Source organism: Peribacillus sp. FSL E2-0218, from assembly GCF_037992945.1.
Lineage (GTDB): Bacteria > Bacillota > Bacilli > Bacillales > DSM-1321 > Peribacillus > Peribacillus simplex_B.
The window spans coordinates 1,969,951-1,991,812 of record NZ_CP150304.1 but is presented as its reverse complement, the minus strand read 5'-3'; the positions used below and the strand labels follow the sequence as shown (position 1 = coordinate 1,991,812).

Sequence of the window (21,862 nt, the reverse complement as noted above, 5' to 3'; positions counted from 1 at the left end):
ACAAATACGCTATTCCTCTCCATCCTTGTACAGACGGATCACCGCAAATGTGATTGATGGTTAGGTGACAAACCCCTATACACCCGTTCAGCACACCAGACTAGCTTCTTTGCTTCTTTTGAAGAAGATCATTCCGGACTTCTGGCCATTCGTTAGCAACTATCGAATAATAAGCCGTGTCCCTTATGCCGCCGTCACTTGCAGGGATATGGGCCCTGCGCACACCTTCAAAAATGGCGCCTAGCCGTTGAATGGCGGTACGCGAACGTTCGTTTCGAGCATCTGTCTTCAGCGTGACCCTTATCGTTTGCCAAACGTCAAATGCATGAGCAAGCATCAATAGCTTGCATTCCGTGTTTACACCCGTTCGCTGGGCAGAGGCTGCATACCAAGTATTGCCTATCTCGGCAACGGTCGGGGGATTGTCATCGGTAGGTATTATGGTTCCTTTCGATGCGCCTGATGGCGATGCCGATGATGGCGGCAATTGGAACACTTCGAGATCAAGAAACCTGGTCGATCCGACGATTCTGTCCGTGTCATTACGGCGAACTACGAATGGCAATACACTCCCTTCTGAGTGTGACTTTAGGGCACTTTCAATATATCGTTCTGTTTCTTCCCGTCCATTGGGCACCTTGGTATAAATGTAGGTGGACCTATCTTCTGACGCTGCCGCGCAAAGTTCATGGACGTGATCGACCGTCATCGGCTCCAGGCAGACCAGATGACCGCGTAATGTTACTGGCTTTAACATAATAGCACCGCCTTCATTTTTTTGTTCATTCTAATCGATTTCCATTCAAATTCGAACCTAAGGGAATACCACGGTTTATCATAAGATAATTTTTCCCGAAATAGCTGGATAAAAAGTAAATTCCACTTTAGAGGTTGTAATTCCTTCCTTTACTCATCCATTTTATTTTAATTTGATCCCCTTCTCCCCTTGCCATCAATGCAAGGCCGAACCTTTGTAAAAATAAAAACATTTAATGGATTTCATATTTTTTCAAATAGTTAAATTAATGTATGAAATGCTGGTTTTATATTATAAGATAATGATTACCATATTTTTTTGGAGATCGAAGGAAAGGGGATATCAAGATGACATGTCTGCGGTACCTTTTTTTATTTTCAGGCTTCATCCTTTTTGGTTTGGGAACCGCGCTAGCTATCAAGGTCAGCTATCTCGGCTTGCATCCATGGGATGTTTTGAATGTCGCATTACATGATAGACATGGATTGACGATAGGAACTTGGGGCATCATGTGCGGTCTCGTACTCGTTTCCATTTCTTTCGTGGTGGACCGGCGCTATATTAATATTGGCACTTTCTTGAACGCTTTATTGATTGGCCCCATAATCGATTTTTTCTTGTGGTCGGATATCCTCCCCGAAGCCTCCCATGAATGGACGGATTATATGATCCTGTTAGCTGGTATCGTCATTACTGGTGTTGGAGGAGGTTTATATGTAGCAGCAGGTATTGGAGCCGGTCCCAGAGATGGATTCATGCTTTCGCTCGCGGATAAGACACGTTTATCAGTCAGCCAGGCACGGGTAGTCGTGGAAAGCTTAGTGCTTTTGATCGGCTTTCTCTTGGGCGGCCCGGTTTTTGTCATGACGTTTATCTACACGTTTATCCAAAGCCCGGTTTTTCAGCATTCTTTAGTTTTATTTCGAAAGCTGCTGCAATTGGCCCAACGGAAAAGCAGTAGTTCCGGATTTGTTGCCTGAAATTTGGTGCACCTCTGTTTGCCAGTCACTTTTTCCATTGGTATTGATAGCTGCCGCTTCACGAACATGAAAAAGAGCTGTGATCGGAATCATTGTCTCTTTTTCATGTTATCCAGCTTTACCTATAAGGTAAGGAAGACTTTTTTCAGTGCGCCACCGAAGGAAGCTTGTTGAATCCTTCAAACATCGCCCCATTCACACTCCCGTCATTCATTTTCTCATGCCTCCCGCTTCGATCATTCTGAATAAAATCCCATCGAAAAAGCCAGATTATTACCATGCATGTAACACGACATAAATAATGAATGATATAAATGAGGGTCATACATGAACCAAGCTGGCGTTAATGAAAAGTATAAGGTCTCACCTTTTTATGTATTTTTTTTAGTCCATTCCATGCAAACAGGGATAGGCATACTCAGTTTTCAAAGGGTGTTGGCGAAGTCGGCGGGAACGGATGGCTGGATCTCGATCCTACTAGCCGGACTTATCGTACATACATTCATTTGGATCATATACAAGATTTTCAGTATTGTCCCAGGTGATATCATTTCCGCTAGCAATCATGCATTTGGAAAATGGGTTGGGAACTTCTTCAGTCTCTTATTCATCCTTTACTGCTTTTTCCTAGGAATGACGATCATTAACAGCTATATAAATGTCATCCATGTCTGGATGTTTTCAGAGGTGCCTTCTTGGGCATTTGCTTTTGTTTTCATGACATTGACTTATTGCATCATTAGCGGAGGGTTCCGTACGATAACCGGAATTGCCTTTTTAACGGTCGGAGTGTCCTACTGGCTTATTTTTGTTCCTTTCTATGGCTTAAAATACTCTGAATTCAGCAACGTCCTCCCTATTTTTGATCATACATTCATGGAAATAATGAATGGGACCAGGAGCACTTCATTATCCATGATTGGCTTTGAGATGCTTCTGATGTATTATCCGTTCATCAAAAAGGCAGAAACATCACAAAAATTCGCCCATGGAGGAGCCTTGCTTTCAACCTTATTGACCTTATTGATTTACATGGTTTCGATCGTCTTTTATTCGGAGAAACAGTTGGTCCTTACTCTATGGCCGACACTTACTATCACAAGCATTATTGAATTTCCTTTCATTCAACGGTTTGAATACATCATCATTTCTTGGTGGACCATCATCATCATTCCTAACATGGTCATTCCGTTATGGACTGCCAGCAGGGGTATAAAACGGATATTCAACGTCCAGCAAAAGTATCCGCTATGGGTGATGTTTTTACTTATCCTGCTGGTCAATATTTTTGTTTTTGATATTGATTCTCTTTATATACTTAATAAGATCATCAACCCTTACTGTGTGTCATTCCTTATCCTATACTTGCCTCTTCTTTACGTTTGGTTGCAAATTAAAAAAACGAAGAAAAATTCCAGTAAAGTGAAAGCTCCCTGACGGAATGCCCGTGATAACGCTTACAACCTCATTCCCTTTTATCGTTAGGGCATGCTGGCATTTGATGTTTCATTGTTCCAGCTCACGGGCATGTCCGCCAGGAGTTTTTTCAATATCAACCTTTTTTCGCACATTAAGATAAAATCAGCCTGCCTCGAAGCATTTGCCGCCGCAAAAAGGTGATAATTGGGGCTACCAGGGATTTGGCCGTCCCGATGATCATGCTTGGTCGAACAAGTGTTTAAGCTTCTCTTCATCGGAAACATGAATCCAAGGGAGATCCTTGTAATCACCATTATTGCCGGGCATGATGATCTGGCTATTTAATAGGTCATAAATACAATCATTCATTAACCGGATATCCTCATCTGTTATGTTTCTGTTATAGATTGCTGCAGATCCACTGAAATGTTCGGTCACACCGCTAATCAATCCGCGCTGTTTCAAAGAGCTTCCAATCACTTCTCTAATCGCCCCTATACTAGTCAAAGGGAATACACTCAGGTGCCGAACGATCAATTTAAAAATATCCTCTTTAGATAAATCCATTTGATTATGATGCTGCACTTCAACAACCCCCTTTTGTAAAAATATTCTCCACACAAAAGGATTTTACCTGCCTTATCCAAAAAGAAAAGACAGCATCGGATTAAGTGAAACTGCTTTTTGACCTTCATCATATGACAAGGTAGAAGGGCAGTGTTTCAAATAATGGCTAATATCCAAATCCGATCCTGCCCCGCATAAGAAAAAAAGCTGCCCGTAAACATTTGATAGCCTTCAGGGCCGATTCATTGCAGGTACCCCTTTTTGCCGCGTGGTGTCCGATAAGGGCAATCGTTAGGTTTTAGGGTGATGTGGTGGTACAGATAAAATATGGCTACCATTAAAACCGAGGATAGTCCTAAAACGATAATGGAGGAATGTTCAACACTTCGTTTTAGGGACAGGAGCATTCTTGACACTTTTTTTATACATCTATTTTTGTAAGACTATCCGAACGACGAGATGTCACTTCTTTAACATATAAATTTTACGAGGTCTTCCCCGTGGCGATTGAAGCTCTTCTCCTTTGTACTCGACTAAGCCGCTTTCGTTTAAACCACTCATTATCCTTTGGGCATTTCGGACGGTCATGGATAGATGTAAAGCTAAGTCTGAGGAAGTGAACCCCTCCCAGTTCATCCGATCGATCAATGCTTCTATCTTTTTATACGTTTTTACGCTAATGTTGGCCTGATTTAATTTATCCAGCAGTTCTTTATCATCAGAACGGAAGGTATAGGTCAATTGCTCATCTTGACCAGCGGATTCGATGATTACACCATCTTCCTGGATGACGACGATGCCGGAACTTTCTTGTTTTTTCGAATGCCGGATCGCCTTCCTGGCATTGATTTCCGCCGATGCCGCCGTCTCGCCAAAACCTATTCCAACTGCAACAGAGGCATCCATCTCAAGCGACAAATGCTGCACAGTGCTATGCAAGCTGCCGATTTCCCGTTCAATCGCCTTGCGTGAACTAAATATTTGATAACGGCCGTTTCCATTTTCGATGAGGGAGCCATCTAGTTTTTCGCAAAATGAAAGTAATGTTTGTTTGATTTTCAGCTCTAAATGCTGCAGATGATATCGAATGTTCACCTCATCTACAAACTGATCAAACTGATCGATTTCAATGATCTCTACACCTATCTGACTATCCTTGAAATATGTACTTTTTGCCTTTTCTATTAATATCTTGACCGCTTGCCGAATTTCCATTTTAGTCATATTTATTTTATAGACCGGAACATTTTCCCGCTTCAAAGCCTCATAGACGGATTGCAGTACGGTAAGGACACCTTGTACGTCCCCTTTCCTCCACAAATCAAGGTGAAATTCAACAATGTCTTGGAAATTATATTGTTCATCAAATGTTTTCACATGAATGTTTTCGGTCGAGATCCCTAACTCTTGCAGGGACTCTTGTAAAAAAAAGTCTTCCAATCGAATCATATCAATCGATATCTTATCGAAGAAATGTTTTTGATCCCTGGACATTTGCAAAAAACATCTATATAAACTGGAGCCAACGGGAGGACAATACGTAAAATTCGCCTCTGAATCTAACATTTCCTTTGCGATCCTATAAGGGACAGGTCCAGAGAAAAACCAACCATTTACTGCACTTTGATGATTTTTTATAATGTCCGTTACTTCTCGTGCATCCTCATAGGGAAAATCAATGAAATCAATTTCGTGCTCAAACTCTTCAGTAACATCCCGAACTTTCTTTAAAGATGACAGTGGACCTACAACACCAATCTTATACAATTTCATTTCCCCCCTCGATCTTGCTATTTGATTTATTATATCAAAATAACCAATTAACCCCAACAGGAGAATAATAATGAATGAGATACCGATAACCACGTAACAAGGTCGTTTCGTGCGCTTAACGACCTATTTATAGTGGTTTTTCTTCTCTAAATCGCGATAATGATGCATTCTCACCCTTTTTGCTTGGCTCGGAAAGTCCATTCGAACAGAAAAAAAGTATTTTTTTCTGAAAATTTGATTGAAATAGAATATTCTTGATTATATAATACATTTAACGAAAATAGCGCTAAACATTCGTTAAATAGATTTGCATGAGGTACAAATTGATGATTGACCATTTTAAGCAATGAGAGCTTATCATCGGTTTAGGGAATGTTGATAAAAGCATCCAGACTACAAACGAAAGAAGGTTTAGGAGGAGAATGTAATGGAACAAAAAGTACTGAAAGATACAAATCAGCCACAAAAACACAATACGGGTGGATTTTTCAATCAAGTAGAGAGAATAGGAAACAAAATTCCCCACCCCTTTATTTTATTCATTTATATGATAGCTTTTTTATTTGTCGTGACCGCCCTATTATCCATTTTTAATGTTTCTGCAACTGACCCGATCAGCGGAGACAAAGTCGAAGTTCAAAACCTGTTAAGCCGAGAAGGCATTCAATGGATCCTGCCGAACATGATTAAGAATTTTTCCGGCTTTTTACCATTAGGTTCGATTTTAGCGCTTATGCTTGGAGTCGGATTGGCAGAAAAAGTCGGGCTGTTGGAAGTATTGATCCGAAAAATGTCATTAAAGGTCTCAGGAAAATATGCTAGTTATTTAGTTGTCTTCGTTGCCTTTTTTAGTCATGTTTCTTCCGATGCTGCGCTTGTCATCATGCCTCCACTCGGAGCGTTGATTTTCCTTGCAGTCGGACGCCACCCAGTTGCTGGGTTGCTCGCCGCGATTGCCGGGGTCGGCTCAGGTTTCACGGCCAATCTATTAATCGTCACCACGGATGTCCTGCTATCAGGAATCAGCTCCGAAGTGGCTAAAGGTATGAATGCGAATTTGACTGTCAACGTTACCGATAACTGGTTCTTCATGGGGACTTCCGTTCTCGTGCTTACCGTTGTCATTGCCTTGATTACTGATAAATTTGTCGAGCCGCGCCTCGGAAAATATGAAGGCGCCGGTCAACAAAAAAAACTGGAGCCATTAACGAAGCTACAAAACAAAGCACTTCTGGCTACAGGCATTTCAGCATTGGTTTTCATTGCTGTCATGGTCGCTCTCGTCGTACCTGAAGGGGCATTGTTACGAAATCCAGAAACTGGAGCGATTCTTCCCTCTCCATTCATGTCGGGAATTGTCGCAATCATCTTACTTTTCTTTTTCACAGTCTCCATTACTTATGGTATTAAAGTGGGAGCGATAAAAAAACAAAATGACATTCCCGAATTATTGGTCGATCCGATCAAGGGAATGGCCGGGTTCATCATCATGGTTTTTCCACTTTCCCAATTTGTCGCTTGTTTTAACTGGAGTAATATGGGTAAATTTTTGGCCTTATCCATCACAGATCTTTTAGAACAACTGAACATAGAAGGTGCGCCAGTCCTTATTGGGCTGATGTTCTTATCGGGGCTCCTATCCATGTTCATTGCCAGCGGTTCGGCGATATGGTCGATATTGGCTCCGGTTTTCGTACCGATGTTCATGGTATTGGGCTATCATCCTGCCTTCGCCCAGATGCTGTTCAGGGTAGCGGATTCATCCGTTCTCCCATTGGCACCTGTATCACCATTCGTCCCACTATTCTTAAGTTTCTTACAAGAGTATAGAAAAGATGCCAAGCTGGGCACTTATTATTCTCTTATCTTACCTTATCCGATCATCATCTTTATCATTTGGACGTTATTGGTAGTCGTTTGGTATTTCCTCGGCCTCCCGATCGGTCCTGGAGTATATCCGAAATTACCCTGATCATTACCTATCACACTTGCTTCGAATGGCCCCCCCAAAAGGGCGGGCTGTTCAGGCTAGAGATCAAAAACCTGCCATATAGGAATTAGACAAAAAAAGAATGAGGAGTGAAACGAAATGGATATCATCGCTTTAAGACGTGACTTTCATCGACATCCGGAGGTTGGCTTTACAGAATTCCGTACTGCGTCAAAGGTGGTAGAGATACTGACTTCCTTGAGCTATGACGTGATATTTGGAAAGGATGCTTTGGATGGGGATTCCCGCCGTGGGGTGCCCAGTGCAAAAATAGTACAAGAAGCATTCGATCGTGCCCTGCAAGATGGTGCAAATCCGGAAATCCTCCAAGAAATGGAGGGTGGATATACTGCCGTTATCGGTCTATTAAAAGGAAAAACGGATGGACCCACAGTAGCTTTCCGGTTTGATATGGATGCATTACCCGTAACCGAAAGTAAGAACCCTGACCACTACCCGCATGCAAATGGTTTTCGATCCGAATATGAAGGAAACATGCATGCCTGTGCACACGATGGCCATACGGTAATCGGCTTGGGACTTGCTGAAAAACTAGCGGACCGAAACTTTGCCGGGACGGTTAAGCTAATTTTCCAACCAGCTGAAGAAGGGGTACGCGGTGCTTATTCGATTGTACAAAAAGGAATGCTGGATGATGTCGATTATTTATATTGCCTCCACCTTGGCACCGATGTCCCTCTAGGGGAATTTCATGGGGGTTCTTCCGGCTTTTTGGCAAGCACGAAAATGGCGGCACATTTTCATGGGGTATCTTCTCATGCAGGCGCTTCACCTGAAAAAGGAAAAAATGCATTATTGGGAGCAGCCACTGCATTATTGAACATTCATGCCATACCTAGGTTCAGTTCAGGATCGACCCGCATAAACGTTGGTGTTCTAACTGGCGGGACTGCCGCAAACATCATCCCGGCACACGCAAAAATGATCATCGAAACCCGCTCCATAACCGAAGAAACAAATGATGAAATGGAAAAACGCGTGCGAAATATCGTGGCTCACAGCGCTGGAATGCATGAGCTTGATCATGAAATTGAAATTATCGGACAAGCCATCACGATTCGCTGTGATCAAGAACTTGTCGATCTGGCCATGGAAGAAGCCAGACATGTAGATGGATTTTCAACCATTAAAGCATGCAGGGAATCCGGATCTGCCGGAAGCGAGGATGCAAGCTTCATGATCCGCAGAGTACAGGATAATGGAGGCAAAGGCACCTATATGATTATTGGGACCGATATACCCTCTCCTCATCACCACCCTGAATTTGATATCCAAGAAGAGGTTTTACCTCGGAGCGTAGAGCTTTTGAGCCTTATCGCAAGACGACTTTTAAAATAATGAGGCCCTATATATCATCCAATATATTCAGAAAGGAATGTTTACATAATGAAACATGTAACCAGGCTATCCGAAATCATCGAACAAAAAAAGGAAACATTCATTGAAGTTAGTGACTGTATATGGAATTTTGCCGAAACCCGTTTTGAAGAATATCAATCTGCTGAATTACTATGCACCACGTTAGAAAACGAAGGTTTTTCCGTTGAGAGAGGTGTCGGAAACATAGAAACAGCATTTATAGGCAGCTTCGGTAACGGTAAACCTGTTGTGGCAATCATGGGAGAGTTCGATGCACTGTCAGGGATGAGCCAACAAAAAGCGACAGCTAAACAAGAGCCGATCGTACAAGGGGAAAATGGTCATGGATGTGGCCACAATTTACTTGGTACCGGATCATTAGCTGCTGCTGTCGCTGTGAAGGAATATATGGTAGAACATTCGATACAAGGAACGGTCCGTTATTATGGCTGCCCAGGAGAAGAAGGCGGATCCGGAAAAACCTTCATGGTCAGAGAAGGTTTATTCGATGATGTCGATTTTGCCTTTTGTTGGCATCCTTTAGATGTTAATGGCATCATGACCATGGACTCCCTTACAAATTTCCAAGTGTACTTCAAGTTTAAAGGCAAAAGCTCGCATGCGGCAGCCTCCCCCCATTTGGGACGAAGTGCATTAGATGCCGTAGAGCTTATGAATGTTGGCGTGAACTATTTAAGAGAGCATATTATCCAGGAAGCCAGAGTTCATTATGCGATAACGAATTCTGGTGGAGCATCGCCAAATGTGGTCCAGCAAGATGCGGAGGTGCTTTATTTAGTACGAGCCCCGGAGGTTGCGCAAGTACAGGATATCTACTTAAGAGTTTGTAATATTGCCAGAGGAGCTGCCCTTATGACAGGGACCGAAGTGGAAATCGTATTTGATAAAGCCTGCTCGAATGTTATTCAAAACAATGTATTGGAGTCCGTCATGTATAAGAATTTCGAGGAATTAGGCATACCGCAGCACGATGACAGGGAAAAGAAGCTGGCCGGAGAAGTTCGTGCCACTTTAACCGAGCAGGAAAGGAATAGTACCGTCATCCCATTTCATACTGGCGAGGTTGGGGCGATGGCCAATTGGTTGGAACCTATCGAAAGCCTCCAAGCGCCATTGACAGGTTCTTCGGATGTAGGAGATGTTAGCTGGATCGTACCTACCGCACAATGCTCAACGGCTTGTTTTGTTCTAGGTTCCCCTTTGCATAGTTGGCAGTGGGTTACCCTCGGATCAACCTCCATCGCCCATAAAGGCATGCTTCATGCAGGCAAGGTCATTGCTGCAACTGCAGTGGAAGTTCTCCAAAATCCTGAATTGATCGATCAAGCAAAGGCCGAGTTAAAAGAACGATTGCAGGGAAAGGCTTATGTCTCCCCCATCCCGCATGATGTAAGGCCATCGGTTAAAAGATGATGAACGGATGGTCGTTCAAGGAAAAATAGCTGCGAGTATATCCCTTTCGCAGGAAATCATCGAGAAAGTCGATTCCTGAATGTCAGGAGTCGACTTTTTCATGATTCACTTTTATCGATCTATTGGCGCAATATCGTTTTGTCTGCACATCCAGATATGTCCCTGGTGATTTTCTCAGGGGCATTTCACTATTCTTGCCCCAGCCATAACCAAATCTGGTATAATGGACCTGTACAAAAATAAAGGAAGTGTAAAAATGACTAATTCACAAAAAATAAAAGAAGTTCTAGTTCAGCTAAAAGACGACGCTCAAGCAATCGATCCTGTTGCTTCATGGGGAAATGAAAATACCATTGAAAAACACGATATGATTTTAATAGGCGAGAATTTCAATAAAATCGACAGCATAGAATTTTGCCATAGCTTGAAAGATATTCATGATATTGATATCTCATATGCCGAATTACTGAATATCATCCCGGTTGTCTGCGAATCCCTTAATATGAAAAATGAACCCGCGTTTTTTGGTGAAGATACTAGCAACTTAGCTGGTTACTATATTGAACTATTTTAAATCATCCGCTGAATGGGGCTAGATTTTCTGACTTGATTCCCTGCAATTGAACATCCGATATATTCCTGCAGGGTTTTTATGCTTCTCACACGTTTTTCTCTCCCCCTTAAATCGCTCTCCTTTCCAAGAGCACTCTCGTTTACCGCAGCCAAAACATGAGTACAGTGAAGTGTCTCTAAAAGTAATGGCCCCTGAAGCGAAAAAACTTCATGGGCCATCATTTTTGTATTGGAAGTTCAACGATAAAACTAATCCAATTTTGATTATATTCCGCGTGGATCGCCCCCCCATGAAGTTGGACAATCCTTTTCGAAATGGCAAGCCCCAGACCTGTCCCTCCATTACCCGTCCGTTCCTCATCATCAATAAATAAGCGATCAAACAATTTATTTGCATCGTCTATCGGGGGGGCTACAATTTTGTTTGATACTTCCAATACCGCGTTTACCCCATCCGATTTCAAAACTATTTGAAATGGGGATGGCTTAATGCTGTATTTAATGGCATTCATAATGAGATTTTCATACACACGAACCATTTTTTCAACATCTATTAAGGCAGGCAGGACTTCGTCCGTTATCGATTCCCTGATAGTCAATCGTTCATCTTCCAACAATGGGATATACTCCCCAAACATTTGCCTTATTAAACTTGCCAAATCGACAGTCCTAAGGTTTAGTCTTACATCAGGACTTGATAGACGGGTATATTCGAAAAGTTCATTGATTAGATTTTTGAGCCTTTGTGATTTTCCATAAATCGTTTCAACATACTCCTGTAATTGTTCCCTGTTTGCATATTGACCTTTTCTTAACAAATCCAAATAGCCAATGATGGAAGTTAACGGTGTACGCAAATCATGAGAAACATTTGTGATAAGCTCATTCTTTGACCTTTCCAAACGTCTTTCATTTTCAAACTTCCTTTTCAATTCTTCTGACATGGAATTGATATTCATGGCCAGTTGAGCCACCTCATCCCTGCCTTGCACCTCAATGGTTAAACCAAGCTTTCCATTGGCGATTTGTTCGATATTTTCTGTGATTAGCTTTAAATAAACCAATTTTTTTCGCACCAGAAATAATGAACTTACGATGAACGTCAGGATACCCAATGAAATCAGCATCAAATTGTATTTTTTCAAATTGATCTCGGTTGGATCCTTCATGAACATAGGTAAAGTAAAATAACTAATCAGCATCATCATCCCAATTGCAACCAGGAAGCTAATCGCTATCACGAAATAAAGCTTTATGATCAACTTATCATTCAATTTGATATTCCTCATATTTTATAGCCCACCCCCCAAACCGTTTTGATATAAATGGGGTGCTTGGGATCTGCTTCAATCTTGTCTCTAATTTTGGTGATATGAACCATTACCGTATTGTCAGATTTAAAAAAGCCCTCCTTCCAGACAGCTTCATAAATTTTACTGACACTCAATACGATTCCTTTATTGCGAGCTAGCAATTCAAGTATATCGAATTCCTTTGGAGTTAATCTTATCTCCATATCCCCGACCATGGTTTGCCGAGTATCAGTATTAATGGTTAAATCACCAATCTCAATGATATGTTTGTCATGATTGGCATCTGTGTTGTATTTTTTATATCTTCTAAGCTGTGATTTCACTCTTGCTATTAACTCCAATGCGTTAAACGGCTTTGTCAGATAGTCATCAGCACCCATTGCAAGCCCTTGAATTTTATCCATATCTTCTGATTTTGCAGAAAGCATAATTATCGGCATACTCCGCTCTTGCCTGATTTTCATACATACTTCCATGCCATCCATCTTTGGCATCATGATATCTAAAATAATGAGGTCAAATTTGATAGTATCCAATAATTCCAGGGCTTCAAATCCATTCTCTGCCTGCTTGGTTTGAAACCCTTCATTTTCCAAATAAACGGAAATGAGGTTTCTGATTTCTTTTTCATCATCAACAATTAGTATTTGGGACTCCATAATCATCCTCCACATGCCGGTTTGGAATCGTACAGCTAAAAACATATGCTGGCGGCAAATTACGATATTCTCTTTTTATATCTATTTTGTTGAAAAACTTCTCAATGAAAGCCTTTTTACATGTAGTGTATTGGAAGGTGATGAATTGTCCATCCTTTTTTAATATCTTAGTGGTATGTAAAAGAATCTCATTTGAAATTTCTTTCGGCAAACTTGCAAAAGGCAACCCCGAGACCACATAATCGACATAAGGAATATCGAATCTTTTCATATGCTGTTCAATATCCGAAGCAGATCCATATACAATGAATACATTGTTTTCTGCTTTAAATTTTTCTTGTAATACTTGAAAAAACCCCCTATTATTTTCGACTAATAAAATAACGGTCTCGCGATTTCTTTTTGTTAACAATTTTTCTGTGAATACACCTGTTCCCGCTCCATATTCAACAATGTATCTCGCTTTGTTAAAATCAATTCCTTCAATCATTTTATTCCCGAGAAATCCAGAACTAGGAAGGACGGCACCAACCGTTTTTGGATTTATCATGAATTGAAATAAGAACATGGATTGTTTCATATTGTCACCCCATCGGTTTGAATTTATCAATTACTATACAATTCAAACCTGAAGAAAAAGTGGCAGAATTTCTTAAGAATTCTTAAGTTTTGAATACGCTCTATAAAAACAGTTTGTCCTACGATGAAAAGACCATCCTTTTTAAAAAAAAATGGCACAAACCTTTTCAATTGGGTTAATGCCGCGCATTTCATGAAAGTGCTTAGTTATGGACCATACTACTCACTAACTTTCATTCTATATTGATCATTCATTTGATGAAACAAATATGATTGATGTAATCATATGGATGCAGGATGACCATGAACATTCGTTGATCCATTACCTTAAGAAGATATCTAACTAATTAGTTCTTTTAGTTAGATATCGTTACTCATTTTGCTCCTGAAGATCGATAAATCTCTTCAATTGTCTGCCCCTTTGCCCGTGCAAGGATTTCAATTCTTACCATCAGCTGTTTTTCAGAGTATTTCCTGATTTCGGATTTGTATTGGTTTAATTTTTCCCCCTCCCCGATAACGCCCTCGGCATTCAAGGAAATTGAAAGAGGGGCCAATTCTTCGAGCTTCTTAACCACACGATCAAAAAGATGCGGATGCTCACAAATCAAGCGTTGAAGCAAAAAGGTTCCGTAAGAAATATGCCTTGATTCATCTTTTTTCAGGTAATCTATGCCTTCTATTAACCCAGGCATTTTACCAATCGTTTTCAGTCCATCGTAAAATGATTTATAACCAGTTTCAGCCAACACTCCTTCTACGAACATATTGTACACTGTCGCTGCGTCGGCTATTGCCTCGGGGGTTTGTTCATGCCATAGACGCTCCATTGTTTCGGGGAGAATATCATAAAATATCTTACGATAACTATTGGAATGCAAGTGGGACAAATCACCTTTTTCACCGATGGCATTCAGTACAAGCCGAAAGAACTCAGTATGTTTGGCTTCATCGTATAGAAATGTGGTAAGGAACATCTCTTCCTCCAGCCTTCCTTCTCCAGCGATTACCCTAAGCAATGGAAGTAAGTCAAGAGTTACCGCCTCTTCCCCTCCCTGAAATTGGGCAAGGAGTCTTAGCATCCAAGCTTTTTCTTTTACGGATAACGTTTTCCAGTCTTGTTGATCCTGTGAAAAATTAATATGCTGAGGATTCCAAATTCCAAACTTTTTTGCTTTTTGATACAACTGGTATGGAAATGAATCCTCCATTAAACCTTCCGAGCTCGTCGTCAAAAGTTTCTTTCTCACGTATATTCCTCCTTATGATTATGTATCATTTTATGCTAAGGAAAAAATATCCGTTTGGACAGAGGGTTTTATTTGTGAAAGTTTTACTTAGAACTTCAAGTTGAGTTGCCTAGTAATCACCTTTTAAAAGCGGCAATAACCAGGTTGAAGGTAATACCCCTACTGGAACACTAACAACCTACATTCCCCCAATTAAAAATCATCCTCTACAAGCAGAAAAATCGGTAACAAAAAAAGCCTGTTAAAAACAACAGGCCTGGTCCTTCCTTCTCCCAATCAATTTATACTTTTTGATATGTTCCTAGCTTTTTACACCATCCATTTACACGCAAACATCATCTGACAGTTCAATTGTTTCGAATCACTTCGGTTGATCCTTCAGACCATTCATTTGTACTCGTGACTTTCCTCGCTTTTCTAAAACCATCAGGATACTAAATACTTATATTTGGGGATTATTTACATGAAAATTCAGTCAAAAACATTATCTTTTGGTTTAATTCTTCAAAAATCAAGGTACATATTCTGTTCAACCTATTGAAATGAGGAATTAGTCGTGCATAACAAAGATGAAATCATCACTCATATTTTAAATAGGGATAAAACCTATTTTTCCCATCTCTATTCAAAATTTGAGCATGCCTTACTCAACGTTGCTTTTAGGCTAACTGGATGTGAAGTTAAAAGTGAATCTTTATTATCATGTACATTCAAGCAATTATGGGATACTCCGAGCCATTTTCAAAGCTCCTATGAGAAATCCGTTTTCATTTTTTTAATGAAACAATTACTGCAAGAACATCAGGAAAGCATTTCGTGACATTCCAATCCCTTGTTTCTTTTTTATCATGAGAAACCTTCGTTTTATCTATTAAAAAATCGCTTAACTGGTTTTTCTGTCAGTCTTCAAATTTGATAACCATATACTTATCATCTGTTACTGTAATTGACTTAATTTCTTTTTTAACTGGCAAAGATATTATCAAATACGTTTCCCTTTTAGCTTCCTGTTCCTTTCCCCCTCTTTTGCATACTTAGGTTCGTGTAGTTCTCTCTTAGAAAGGCAGCAACTTACCGATTCAGATTTTGTCCCAACAATTGAATCGGACCTTGCATATTGATTTGAATCATTTTTTCAGCCATGGAAGCCGAAGAGAATGGCATATCATTTTCCAGCCACCAGGAGATAACCCCGATATATGCAGCAGAAATATAACTGACGATCACTTCTTTTGTAACAGGAAGTTCCTCTTCTTTTACATCCGTTTCCAAAATCATATGATCATAGAATTGAAAAATAAAATCTTTTAAATATTGGAGGAAGTTAGGAATCCCTTTTTTGATCAACATGACGTGGAAAAACTTATTCGATCTAGCGATATGTTCAAAAATATGTAAAGCGACATAATGCTGTAATTCATGCGGATCTTTGGTTACGCTGTAGAACTTCGATGCATCTCCAAAAAGGTCTTCAAGCATCCTATCTATACTTTTATTCAATAAATCCTCTTTATCTTCATAGTGGCGATAAAAAGTCGCCCGGTTGAGAGTTGCACGTTCAGTAATATCTTTTATCGTTATGCTTTCATAGCTCTTTTCATCCATTAACTCGATTAGAGAATCTCTGAGAAGATTGTCTGTACGGCGTACCCGCGGATCCACTTTTTTCTCCATTTTTCTTTACTCTCCTTTACTAACTTTTCTATTTTTGCAACAATATCCTGTTGAGCTGTTGCTTAAGCATCATTTCAGCTTTTATTGATTCTTGTTATTGTACATTCTATTACTATAATTATTTATAACAAGTGCTTTTTTTGCAACAAATGGATCAAAAGTATGAACTTCACGTTTAACCATCACAGATCTCACTTTAGCTTCACCTACTGTGTTCCATGACTATCTAAGAAATCATGAACGCATGTGAAGAAGTATTTACACTTAAAAAAGGGATGATTAAGATGAATGAAAATAGGAACAGTCCACGGTTATCAGAGGATTTGCAAAAGTTTAGCCCTGTTACCGTCATTGGAGCTGGCGTCATCGGAATTTCCTGGACCGCCTACTTCCTTGCAAAAGGCTTAGAAGTACGGGTGAATGACGTTCGCCCTGATTTAGAAGAAGTTGTGCATGCTGGTATTAAAAAAATCATTCCCTCTTTACAAAAGCTTGGACTTCCAACCGAGGACCTTACTGATCGATTAACGATTGAGGGAAATCTCGAACGTGCACTTGATGGCTCATCCGTTGTCCAAGAAAACGGACCTGAACGTCTAGACTTCAAGCAGGAATTATATGAAAATATTGAACGGTTTGTCAGTAAAGACACTTTGCTGCTGTCATCCTCTTCCGGTTTAAAGGCCAGTGAGATTGCAGCGAAAATGAAATATCCAGAGCGTATGTTAATTGGCCATCCATTTAATCCACCTCATCTTGTTCCATTGGTGGAGATTGTCCCAGGCAATGAAACAGCTTCCAGCTCTGTTGAAAAAGCAGTTCAGTTTTATGAATCTCTAGGTAAGAACGCTCTTGTTTTAAAAAAAGAGATCGATGGGTTTGTAGCCAATCGTCTGCAATCAGCATTATTCCGTGAGGCTGTTCATTTAGTATTGGAAGGTGTCGTTTCAATGGAGGAACTTGACGAAATCGTCACCAGCTCAATTGGACTCCGCTGGGCAGCAGGCGGACCATTCCTAACCTTCCATTTGGGAGGCGGTGATGGAGGATTCCCTGCATTCCTCAAACATTTAGGTCCTGGAATGAATGTTCTTTGGAATCATCTCGGTAACCCACATCTAAATGAAGACACCATACAGCATTTATCTGAACAAGCTATGTCATCCTACGGTGCGGTAGAGGAGAATCGGCTTGATGAAAAGCGTGATTCCCGTCAGTTATCTGTACTAGATGCGTTCAATGAAAAACATAAATAACTCTTTATACACAATTTTCAATAAGGAAGGGATTATGATGACTACAAACACGGAAGAAAAAAAGCTTACTGATGCTATCATTAAAGCAAACGAACATAAATTGACAAACCTTGACGATTTCGATATTTACAAAGAACTAACCACCGTTTTGAAGGAAGTCGGATTAACGGTGGAAGACTGCGAAGGAACCGTCACCTTTTACGGACAAGACCCGATAGTTCCTAGTACACTCCGCTTGGCATCAGCAGCTGCTATCGCTTTAGTTGCAAAATCCATCGCCGTTTCTAAAATTTGGAGAATGCGTGGCGGAAAAGGTCAAAACATTCACATGGATTTACGTAAGGCATTACGAAGACTTTCCCCTTTTTACGACAGGCAGTGGGAAAAAATCAATGGGTTAGCACCAGGGATTGCCAATGACCCCTATAACCCATTTGACTTTACTTTCTATCAAACAAAAGACGGGAAATGGGTGATGCCACTAAATCCTTATCCACGATCCAAGCATGAAGCATTACTATTTTTAAATTGTACGGAAGATCGCCAATCTGTAGCCAGCGCCATCAAACAATGGAATTCGAAGGACTTAGAAAATGCTGCTGCTGAACGTGGAATCGTCATGCCCGTAGTACGGACAATCGAAGAGTTCATGAAAGAATCTACTTACGAAGAAGTAGCGAAGCTACCTCTGATCGAAATTGAAAAAATAGGCGAGAGTGATCCAGAACCACTTTCCGAAGATGCCAAGTCTCCACTAGAAGGCGTCCGTGCCTTAGGACTTGCCCATGTTATCGCTGGTGCAGGTTTTGGAAGAGCGCTTGCGTTACATGGTGCAGATGTTTTAAACATATGGCGTCCAACGGATTGGGAACACGATATTGTATATGCAACATCCAATGTGGGAATGCGTTCTGCTACACTGGATTTAAAAATTGAACAAGGCAAACATAAAATGAAAGAATTGCTGCAGGATGCGGACATCTTTTTTGCAAACCGCCGCTCTGGATTTATTGAGCAGCAAGAGCTATCTGCAGAGGATTGTGCACAAATTCGCCCAGGCATCATCCATTGCACGGTAAATTTACATGGAACGGAAGGCGAATGGGCAACGCGTAATGGCTTTGACCAAACAGCTGGCTGTGTAACAGGCGTAATGGCTCTTGAAGGTTCTCCGGACAATCCTAAATTACCACCCATTTCAATTGTAAACGACTATGCAATTTCTTGGCTGCTTGAAGTGGGAGCTTTAGTAGCTCTGGAGAGAAGAGCAAAAGAAGGCGGCAGTTATCGTGTCCGTGTCTCTTTAGACCGTGTGTCTTTATGGATTCTCTCCATGGGTATCTTTGACAAACGATTTGTTGAAAAAACAGCCGGATCCTCAGAGGAGCATGAATATATCGCACCAGACTTATTTACTGCTGAAACTCCACTTGGTTTATATCAAGGGGTAACGGACCAGGTGAAAATGTCAGAGACACCTGGTGAATATAACACTGTTCTAGTTCCTCGCGGGTCCAGTCGTCCGGAATGGCAATTTAGTGAAAAATGAAGGAGAAGCTGCGGCAAAGGCCCCTACATGAAAGAGAGGTTTGAAATCCCTCGAGCTAAACGGCTCCGCCTTGTTGAAGGCTATTTCTAAAGGCAAACTCCATACATCGAGTTTGCCTTTAGTCTTTTGCTAGAATAAAATTCTCGAACCAATGGAATGGTTTATCTCTGAATCAGTGTATAGAGTTATTCACGCAGACTCCCGTTTTAATATCTCCCCTTCCATCCTACACGTGTTTCCTTCTTCAACATCATTTTAGTATGATTTTTCGAACGTCTTCACACTAACAAAGAATACAAATTCGCATCAAACGGAACATTATCCTGATACATATAATTTCTCATTACCCCTTCTTTTTCAAAGCCCAGTTTTGTTAATAATTTTTTGGATGCCTGATTTTCAACAAAAACAACTGCACCAATACGCATCAAACCCAGCTCGTTAAAACCATGGGAGATCACTTTCCCAGCAGCCTCGGATGCGTACCCTTGGCCCCAATATTCAGAAAAAAGAGCATAGCTGATTTCAGCTCGTTTATGTTCTTGAGACCACTCTTGAAACCCAATCGTCCCAATGATACCATCCATACCTTTTCTTTCAATTCCCCATTTAATACCACTTTTTTCATCGTAACTTTTCGAAAAGTTCCTGACAATTTGGTTCACCTGATTTAAACTTGTTAATGGCCTTTGCCCGTAATAACGTAATACATCTGCATTAGAAAAGCACTTTAATATATTTGGTGCGTCCTCTTCAATAAGCTCTCGTAAGACTAAACGTTCGGTTTCTAATATAGGAAACATGCTTCCACTCCTTTTGATAGCATTTATGCCCCTCTTTTATTTACATTTAATGGAAAAACCACTCATCTCATTATACAACAAACCAGTCTTATTTAGTTCATTAAGGAAGCAACAACCTTTCATAAAAGAGCCACATCCATCATTATCTACGAATTACCTTATGTATCCAAAATGAGCACCCGCATCAATGGGTGCTCCTCTACTTTAAAATCAATCAACTGGCTTAATAAGATCTCGATAACATTCCGTCAGCCTTGCTTTTTGTAAGAATGGGAGGTTAACCGTTATAAAAGGAACTGCCATTGGTGGAAGTGGCAGTTTTTCCTTTAACCTGCTTTAACGTCGCTACGATAAGAAAACTGACAATCACTAATAAAAGCCATGAACTCACCTTGCCGAGATGAACGAGACTCCACGCATCGGTTTGGTTGGGATATTCCCAAGCTCCAAAGAATGTTGCGATATTTTCGGCTATCCAGATAAAAAATCCGATGAGCACAAAAGAAAGCGCGAGTGGCATACGATAACGGGTACCATTAATTTCATACATGACCCATGATTGCCAAAAGACGAGGATGACAAGCCCAGACAGCCACCAACGAACGTCCATCCAAAAATGGTGAATGAAGAAATTCAAATAAATTGTAGCCGCAAGAGGTACAACCACCAAAAACGGCGGCCACTTAACCAATTCAACCTTCAGCCTTCTCCAGGCCTGGCAAAGATAACTCGCTACACTTGCATACATGAAACCGCTATATAAAGGGACACCAAAAATTTTGAAATATCCTTCCTCTGGATAGGACCAGGAGCCCATATGTACCTTGAAAAGCTCCAGTGCAAGACCAATAAGATGGAACAACGTGATGACCTTTAGTTCATCACGTGTTTCAAGCCCGGAACGCACCATTAGCCACTGCATGAGAAGGCAGATGATGAGCAGCCAGTCATACCGCGGCAAAAAGGGAAGCGGCAGGAATTTTGTTAAAGCCAAGGAGGCAAAGATGACGGCCGGAAATAAACATGATAGGGCCTGTTCCCAACCGAAACGAACGACCTGTTTAGATGCTGCCATGATTCGTGACTCCGCTTTTTTTATGGTTACATGCATGAGTACCTCCCCTTTTCTTCACTGTATCTCTTCCTCATTTCGGTATTCCAAAATATCTCCTGGTTGACATTCCAAAGCCTTGCAAATTGCCTCTAAGGTTGATAATCGAATCGCCTTTGCCTTTCCGTTTTTCAAGATTGACAGGTTAGCCATCGTTATCCCGACCCTCTCCGAAAGTTCCGTTACGCTCATTTTCCTTTTAGCCAGCATCACATCAATATTGATTATAATTGCCATATTATTCACCTCAGACCGTTAAATCATTTTCGGATTTTATTTCAATGGCATTTTTCAACAGACTTTGAAGTACAGCAGCAAAGACCGCAATCACCATAGATGCAAAAATAATGACCAACCCAATTATTATGATACCTGGAGCATCGTCCAGCTCCGCCATGAAATAAAAAAATGGCAGACCTATCACATACAAAATACTGATTGCCATCGCACAATATTTTATATTTTTTAAAGCCACCACTGATAATTCCGAGAATGCCTTGTTCTTGTCGATATAGCTTAACAGCTTAAACGCTTGATATAAGGCTCCATAAAAAGGGATCGCCGTTACATACATATAAATAAAAACAAGATCATTCAAATAAGGAATGTTTGGAAATAATTCTACGGCAAACTTCGCTATTACAGGAACCACAAAGATGCACAAAGCAAGAACCGGCAACCCAATAAGAAAAACAGCTATCTTCAAAAAGAGTGTTGACACTCGATTCATGAAAAACACCTCACTAATTTATTGTCAAATTGATTTTAATACAAAATTTATCGATTTACAATAAA

Annotated in this window: 20 protein-coding genes; 8 read left to right on the top strand and 12 right to left on the bottom strand. The window is 40.7% G+C overall.

Annotation, left to right across the window (positions count from 1 at the left end):
- Nucleotides 1–100: 100 nt before the first annotated feature.
- Nucleotides 101–757, bottom strand: a complete 657-nt coding sequence (locus tag MHI53_RS09610; RefSeq protein WP_340373328.1) for a GNAT family protein — start codon at nucleotides 755–757, stop codon at nucleotides 101–103.
- 341 nt (nucleotides 758–1,098) lie between these two features.
- Between MHI53_RS09610 and MHI53_RS09605 the strand changes: the two genes are divergently transcribed.
- Complete coding sequence (locus MHI53_RS09605; RefSeq protein WP_340373666.1) at nucleotides 1,099–1,737, top strand: hypothetical protein; 639 nt, start codon at nucleotides 1,099–1,101, stop codon at nucleotides 1,735–1,737.
- A gap of 327 nt (nucleotides 1,738–2,064) precedes the next feature.
- Nucleotides 2,065–3,174, top strand: coding sequence for a GerAB/ArcD/ProY family transporter (locus MHI53_RS09600; protein ID WP_061141777.1), 1,110 nt, complete (start codon nucleotides 2,065–2,067; stop codon nucleotides 3,172–3,174).
- A gap of 219 nt (nucleotides 3,175–3,393) precedes the next feature.
- Here the strand turns inward: MHI53_RS09600 and MHI53_RS09595 are convergent, their stop codons facing one another.
- Nucleotides 3,394–3,741, bottom strand: coding sequence for a hypothetical protein (locus MHI53_RS09595; protein WP_061141778.1), 348 nt, complete (start codon nucleotides 3,739–3,741; stop codon nucleotides 3,394–3,396).
- Between the two features lie 444 nt (nucleotides 3,742–4,185).
- A complete protein-coding gene (locus tag MHI53_RS09590) occupies nucleotides 4,186–5,496 on the bottom strand; it encodes a hypothetical protein (RefSeq protein WP_311316473.1) in 1,311 nt (436 codons plus the stop codon).
- A gap of 427 nt (nucleotides 5,497–5,923) precedes the next feature.
- On the opposite strand from MHI53_RS09590, the gene MHI53_RS09585 reads away from it, so the two are divergent.
- From MHI53_RS09585 to MHI53_RS09570, 4 genes are all read left to right on the top strand, one after another.
- Nucleotides 5,924–7,468, top strand: a complete 1,545-nt coding sequence (locus MHI53_RS09585) for an AbgT family transporter (RefSeq protein WP_340373327.1) — start codon at nucleotides 5,924–5,926, stop codon at nucleotides 7,466–7,468.
- A gap of 117 nt (nucleotides 7,469–7,585) precedes the next feature.
- Nucleotides 7,586–8,845: an amidohydrolase gene (locus tag MHI53_RS09580; protein WP_340373326.1), complete on the top strand. Its 1,260-nt coding sequence runs from the start codon at nucleotides 7,586–7,588 to the stop codon at nucleotides 8,843–8,845.
- Between the two features lie 48 nt (nucleotides 8,846–8,893).
- Entirely contained in the window at nucleotides 8,894–10,300 is a 1,407-nt protein-coding gene (locus tag MHI53_RS09575; RefSeq protein WP_340373325.1) for a M20 family metallopeptidase, read from the top strand.
- 256 nt (nucleotides 10,301–10,556) lie between these two features.
- Nucleotides 10,557–10,874 carry a hypothetical protein gene (locus MHI53_RS09570; RefSeq protein WP_061141783.1) on the top strand — a complete coding sequence of 106 codons (318 nt, stop codon included), beginning with the start codon at nucleotides 10,557–10,559 and terminating at the stop codon, nucleotides 10,872–10,874.
- A 217-nt stretch (nucleotides 10,875–11,091) separates the two neighbouring features.
- On the opposite strand, the gene MHI53_RS09565 is transcribed toward MHI53_RS09570, so the two are convergent.
- The 5 genes from MHI53_RS09565 to MHI53_RS09545 form a co-directional block, all read right to left on the bottom strand.
- On the bottom strand, nucleotides 11,092–12,162 hold the full coding sequence (locus MHI53_RS09565; RefSeq protein WP_340373324.1) for a HAMP domain-containing sensor histidine kinase: 1,071 nt from the start codon (nucleotides 12,160–12,162) through the stop codon (nucleotides 11,092–11,094).
- Complete coding sequence (locus tag MHI53_RS09560) at nucleotides 12,159–12,845, bottom strand: response regulator transcription factor (RefSeq protein ID WP_340373665.1); 687 nt, start codon at nucleotides 12,843–12,845, stop codon at nucleotides 12,159–12,161. Before MHI53_RS09560 ends, MHI53_RS09565 begins: the two co-directional genes overlap by 4 nt.
- Complete coding sequence (locus MHI53_RS09555) at nucleotides 12,820–13,425, bottom strand: rRNA adenine N-6-methyltransferase family protein (protein WP_061141786.1); 606 nt, start codon at nucleotides 13,423–13,425, stop codon at nucleotides 12,820–12,822. The genes MHI53_RS09560 and MHI53_RS09555 overlap by 26 nt, the downstream gene beginning before the upstream one ends.
- Before the next feature lie 373 nt (nucleotides 13,426–13,798).
- The gene (locus MHI53_RS09550; protein ID WP_061141787.1) at nucleotides 13,799–14,674 is read right to left on the bottom strand and encodes a R2-like ligand-binding oxidase; all 876 of its coding nucleotides are present in this window, start codon (nucleotides 14,672–14,674) and stop codon (nucleotides 13,799–13,801) included.
- A gap of 1,071 nt (nucleotides 14,675–15,745) precedes the next feature.
- Nucleotides 15,746–16,348, bottom strand: coding sequence for a TetR/AcrR family transcriptional regulator (locus MHI53_RS09545; protein WP_061141789.1), 603 nt, complete (start codon nucleotides 16,346–16,348; stop codon nucleotides 15,746–15,748).
- 284 nt (nucleotides 16,349–16,632) lie between these two features.
- Here MHI53_RS09545 and MHI53_RS09540 point away from each other — a divergent pair, with 284 nt between their 5' ends.
- The gene (locus MHI53_RS09540; protein WP_340373323.1) at nucleotides 16,633–17,604 is read left to right on the top strand and encodes a 3-hydroxyacyl-CoA dehydrogenase NAD-binding domain-containing protein; all 972 of its coding nucleotides are present in this window, start codon (nucleotides 16,633–16,635) and stop codon (nucleotides 17,602–17,604) included.
- Nucleotides 17,588–19,153, top strand: coding sequence for a CoA transferase (locus MHI53_RS09535; protein ID WP_340373322.1), 1,566 nt, complete (start codon nucleotides 17,588–17,590; stop codon nucleotides 19,151–19,153). The genes MHI53_RS09540 and MHI53_RS09535 overlap by 17 nt, the downstream gene beginning before the upstream one ends.
- Nucleotides 19,154–19,431: 278 nt before the next feature.
- Here MHI53_RS09535 and MHI53_RS09530 read toward each other — a convergent pair whose 3' ends face one another.
- The 4 genes from MHI53_RS09530 to MHI53_RS09515 all read right to left on the bottom strand — a co-directional run bounded on the left by MHI53_RS09530 (nucleotide 19,432) and on the right by MHI53_RS09515 (nucleotide 21,797).
- Nucleotides 19,432–19,956 carry a GNAT family N-acetyltransferase gene (locus MHI53_RS09530; RefSeq protein WP_061141790.1) on the bottom strand — a complete coding sequence of 175 codons (525 nt, stop codon included), beginning with the start codon at nucleotides 19,954–19,956 and terminating at the stop codon, nucleotides 19,432–19,434.
- A 277-nt stretch (nucleotides 19,957–20,233) separates the two neighbouring features.
- Nucleotides 20,234–21,031 carry a DUF817 domain-containing protein gene (locus MHI53_RS09525; RefSeq protein WP_340373664.1) on the bottom strand — a complete coding sequence of 266 codons (798 nt, stop codon included), beginning with the start codon at nucleotides 21,029–21,031 and terminating at the stop codon, nucleotides 20,234–20,236.
- 54 nt (nucleotides 21,032–21,085) lie between these two features.
- A complete protein-coding gene (locus tag MHI53_RS09520; RefSeq protein ID WP_061142366.1) occupies nucleotides 21,086–21,304 on the bottom strand; it encodes a helix-turn-helix transcriptional regulator in 219 nt (72 codons plus the stop codon).
- Between the two features lie 10 nt (nucleotides 21,305–21,314).
- On the bottom strand, nucleotides 21,315–21,797 hold the full coding sequence (locus MHI53_RS09515) for a DUF2975 domain-containing protein (protein ID WP_340373321.1): 483 nt from the start codon (nucleotides 21,795–21,797) through the stop codon (nucleotides 21,315–21,317).
- Nucleotides 21,798–21,862: the final 65 nt, after the last annotated feature.

What these genes read in the sequence shown, in the direction of transcription:
- MHI53_RS09610 (WP_340373328.1), bottom strand. Translation starts at nt 757, where the DNA reads ATGTTAAAGCCAGTAACATTACGCGGTCATCTGGTCTGCCTGGAGCCG.
- MHI53_RS09600 (WP_061141777.1), top strand. Translation starts at nt 2,065, where the DNA reads ATGAACCAAGCTGGCGTTAATGAAAAGTATAAGGTCTCACCTTTTTAT.
- MHI53_RS09590 (WP_311316473.1), bottom strand. Translation starts at nt 5,496, where the DNA reads ATGAAATTGTATAAGATTGGTGTTGTAGGTCCACTGTCATCTTTAAAG.
- MHI53_RS09585 (WP_340373327.1), top strand. Translation starts at nt 5,924, where the DNA reads ATGGAACAAAAAGTACTGAAAGATACAAATCAGCCACAAAAACACAAT.
- MHI53_RS09580 (WP_340373326.1), top strand. Translation starts at nt 7,586, where the DNA reads ATGGATATCATCGCTTTAAGACGTGACTTTCATCGACATCCGGAGGTT.
- MHI53_RS09575 (WP_340373325.1), top strand. Translation starts at nt 8,894, where the DNA reads ATGAAACATGTAACCAGGCTATCCGAAATCATCGAACAAAAAAAGGAA.
- MHI53_RS09570 (WP_061141783.1), top strand. Translation starts at nt 10,557, where the DNA reads ATGACTAATTCACAAAAAATAAAAGAAGTTCTAGTTCAGCTAAAAGAC.
- MHI53_RS09565 (WP_340373324.1), bottom strand. Translation starts at nt 12,162, where the DNA reads ATGAGGAATATCAAATTGAATGATAAGTTGATCATAAAGCTTTATTTC.
- MHI53_RS09560 (WP_340373665.1), bottom strand. Translation starts at nt 12,845, where the DNA reads ATGGAGTCCCAAATACTAATTGTTGATGATGAAAAAGAAATCAGAAAC.
- MHI53_RS09555 (WP_061141786.1), bottom strand. Translation starts at nt 13,425, where the DNA reads ATGAAACAATCCATGTTCTTATTTCAATTCATGATAAATCCAAAAACG.
- MHI53_RS09545 (WP_061141789.1), bottom strand. Translation starts at nt 16,348, where the DNA reads ATGGAGAAAAAAGTGGATCCGCGGGTACGCCGTACAGACAATCTTCTC.
- MHI53_RS09540 (WP_340373323.1), top strand. Translation starts at nt 16,633, where the DNA reads ATGAATGAAAATAGGAACAGTCCACGGTTATCAGAGGATTTGCAAAAG.
- MHI53_RS09535 (WP_340373322.1), top strand. Translation starts at nt 17,588, where the DNA reads ATGAAAAACATAAATAACTCTTTATACACAATTTTCAATAAGGAAGGG.
- MHI53_RS09530 (WP_061141790.1), bottom strand. Translation starts at nt 19,956, where the DNA reads ATGTTTCCTATATTAGAAACCGAACGTTTAGTCTTACGAGAGCTTATT.
- MHI53_RS09525 (WP_340373664.1), bottom strand. Translation starts at nt 21,031, where the DNA reads ATGGCAGCATCTAAACAGGTCGTTCGTTTCGGTTGGGAACAGGCCCTA.
- MHI53_RS09520 (WP_061142366.1), bottom strand. Translation starts at nt 21,304, where the DNA reads ATGGCAATTATAATCAATATTGATGTGATGCTGGCTAAAAGGAAAATG.
- MHI53_RS09515 (WP_340373321.1), bottom strand. Translation starts at nt 21,797, where the DNA reads ATGAATCGAGTGTCAACACTCTTTTTGAAGATAGCTGTTTTTCTTATT.